The organism is Algibacter sp. (assembly GCF_049667265.1).
In the GTDB taxonomy this organism is placed as follows: domain Bacteria; phylum Bacteroidota; class Bacteroidia; order Flavobacteriales; family Flavobacteriaceae; genus Algibacter_B.
Genome location: NZ_JBATHX010000363.1, coordinates 1 through 2,739, shown reverse-complemented (window position 1 = coordinate 2,739; position 2,739 = coordinate 1). Strand labels below are relative to the sequence as shown.

Annotated in this window: 3 protein-coding genes and 1 pseudogene; all 4 read left to right on the top strand. The window is 32.5% G+C overall.

Annotated elements, in window-relative coordinates; translation table 11 throughout:
- Positions 1-510 (top strand): annotated as a pseudogene (locus WBN21_RS12695) (primase-helicase family protein); the annotation flags it as partial.
- Between the two features lie 206 nt (positions 511-716).
- Positions 717-1,574 (top strand): toprim domain-containing protein, encoded by an 858-nt coding sequence (locus WBN21_RS12690; protein WP_424200845.1) that lies wholly within the window; start codon positions 717-719, stop codon positions 1,572-1,574.
- Complete coding sequence (gene mbpA, locus WBN21_RS12685) at positions 1,552-2,070, top strand: mobilization protein MbpA (protein ID WP_424200843.1); 519 nt, start codon at positions 1,552-1,554, stop codon at positions 2,068-2,070. Before WBN21_RS12690 ends, mbpA begins: the two co-directional genes overlap by 23 nt.
- Positions 2,067-2,739, top strand: a 673-nt coding sequence (locus WBN21_RS12680; protein ID WP_424200841.1) for a relaxase/mobilization nuclease domain-containing protein, incomplete at its 3' end; no start/stop codon positions are given. The genes mbpA and WBN21_RS12680, both read left to right, overlap by 4 nt.

Genomic DNA, 2,739 nt, shown 5'->3' with positions numbered 1-2,739 from the left:
AGATTTTGGGTTATCAAAGTGCCTGTGTTAAAAAAGGAGGAGACTCATTTTCTAGAGAACCTGATTAAAGAAATCCCTGCTTTAATGAACTATTTGATAAAAAGAGAATTAGCATCAAAACACTTAACCCGAATGTGGTTTACTTCACAACAAATAAAAACTAAAGCACTAGTAAAACTTGTCCAGAACAATCGTAACCGAGTAGAAAAAGAACTAGCAAGTATTTTATTAAGCGTCATCGAAAAATTTGATCTTGAAGCTGTAGATCTCTGTCCTATGGATGCGTTGTTAGCACTTAATAAAACACGAGTAAAAACGGATCTGACACAACTGCGAAAGTTGTTGAAAATGGATTGGAAATTAAATAACCAGGAGAACTCTAACAAATACCAAAAGTTTGTGTTTTGGACAGATGGCGATATGACTTTGGTAGATGCCAAAGGTCGGTATTTTAGGGTCAAAAAGGATTTCTTGACCAAAAATTTTGATGATATGATGACGGAATCGTAGAAACCCAATGTTTACAAGAGCTAAGGCTGTCATCAAACTGTCATCATTCTGTCATCAAAAAAAACAATGATGACAGAAAGAAGGAGAATTAAAGAGTAAACGATGATGTGATGACAAAACGATGACACGAAAAACCCAATAAAAATAAGACTTTAGAGGGTGCTGTCATCAAATCATCAAAAAACACACCTAAAACACATTGGCTTATGAAAAGAAAAATAAACTGTGAAACTGCCCGTAACTTTTCTATCGTGAAGGCGCTAGAAAAATTAGGACACTTTCCCAAAAAGACAACGGAAAAAGAAGCTTGGTTTCTAAGTCCTTTCAGGTCAGAAACCCAAGCCTCTTTTAAAGTCTCTAAAACTAAAAATCGATGGTACGATCATGGTGCAGGTTTTGGCGGAAATGTAATTGATTTGACATGCAAAATTTTAAAATGTTCTATTAAAGAAGCCTTATCATTTCTGAATAGTGATACTTTGTTTTTTTTTCAACAGCAACAACTTTTTAGCAAAACAAAAACAGGAATAAACATTATCAAAGTTCAAGACATAATTCATCCAGCTTTAATTCAATATCTAAATTTCAGGAGTATTTCACTTTCAGTAGCAAAAATATATTGTAAAGAGGTTTGGTATATTCATAAAGACAAAACGTTTTTCGCCATTGGGTTAAAGAATAATAAAAATGGTTGGGAGTTACGGAACAAGATTTTTAAAAATAGTAGTAGTCCTAAATGCCATACCTATATCCAAAACAACAAAAAGCAATTAACCATTTTGGAAGGGATGTTCGATTTATTGTCGTTAGCAGTTCGAATTGAAACACTCTTAGAAACTTCTGATATTTTAGTTTTAAACTCCATTGCTTTCGTAAAAGATATTGAAAAATATATTCCTAAGTATGATTTAGTAAACCTCTATTTGGATAATGACAAAGCTGGAAAAAACACTACTAAATATTTGAAAGAAACTCATAAGAACATTATCGACCAAAGTAATATTTATAAAAATCATAAAGATTTAAACGATTTATTATGCTATGAAAACAGAAAAGAAGTTTGATTTTAAGTCAAATGATGAAAAGGTGCAGTCTGTAAAGATTCCTACCGATGTAATAATTAATTCGGAAAGCATAGAATTGGATTTGGAACAGACTTCAACTGAAACGAAAATGGTTATGAGTAGGAATTCAAGATGTGTGTCTGTGGACACATTCTTGTTTGCTCCCCATGGTCGCAAAGAAAAAAAAAGAGTGTTTAAGGGGAAAAGTGACCTCGTTAAATTTAGATGTTCTGTTTACGAAAAGAAGCTACTAAAAATAAAAGCAACTAGTTGTGGATTAACATTAAGTGAATATATGAGACGTAGTTTATTTGAAAAGGAAATTACAGAACGATTTACAGAAGAACATATTAACATTTATAAAATGCTCATCAAATATCAAAATAATTTTAAGTCCATTGGTAATATGTATAGAAAACGAAACCCAAAACTGACTAAAGAAGTCTATGACTTAGCCAATGAAATTAAAGCACATCTTAAAAAATTTCAGAAATGATAGGTAAAGGTAAAAGTATAGCCCATACTAAAGCTTCCATGTCTTATGGTTGGAATCAAGAAAAAGATGCTGAAATTGTACTCAAGGAGTTTTTACATGGAGATTCTCCTGCAGAAATTACGAAAGAATTTAAAATGCTTCAGGACCAAAATTACCATTGTACCAAAAACACGTTGTCTTTTGTAATTAGCCCAACGATAGAAGATGGTAAACGATTAAAGTTTAAAGATTTACAAGCAATAACAAAACGTTTCATGCATGAGATGAAGCTTGGAGAACGACAATCGATAGCTTTTATTCATCAGGATAAAGACCATAAACATATTCATTTATATGTTAATCGAATTGATTTTAAAGGTGCAGCCTATAATGATAGCTTTATTGGCAAGCGCAGTCAGTTAGCAGCAGAAAAAGTGGCAGAACACTTGGGCTTAACCACCGTAAAACAAGTGCAATTTGAAAAGGAATTCAATCTAAAGGAAATCAGAACAGAAATTAAACGCAGGCATGACCTGACGATGAAACAATTTAAACCCAAATCTTTTGATGATTATATAAAAGCGATGCAGGTAAATAGCGTAAAAGTAATCCCGACTATAAACAACCAAAAGAAGTTACAGGGTTTTCGGTTTGAGTTTGATGGGCATAACCTAAAAGGTAGTGAAGTGC

Excerpts from the sequence above, each read along its gene's own strand:
- WBN21_RS12690 (WP_424200845.1), top strand. The coding sequence starts at position 717 with ATGAAAAGAAAAATAAACTGTGAAACTGCCCGTAACTTTTCTATCGTG.
- mbpA (WP_424200843.1), top strand. The coding sequence starts at position 1,552 with ATGAAAACAGAAAAGAAGTTTGATTTTAAGTCAAATGATGAAAAGGTG.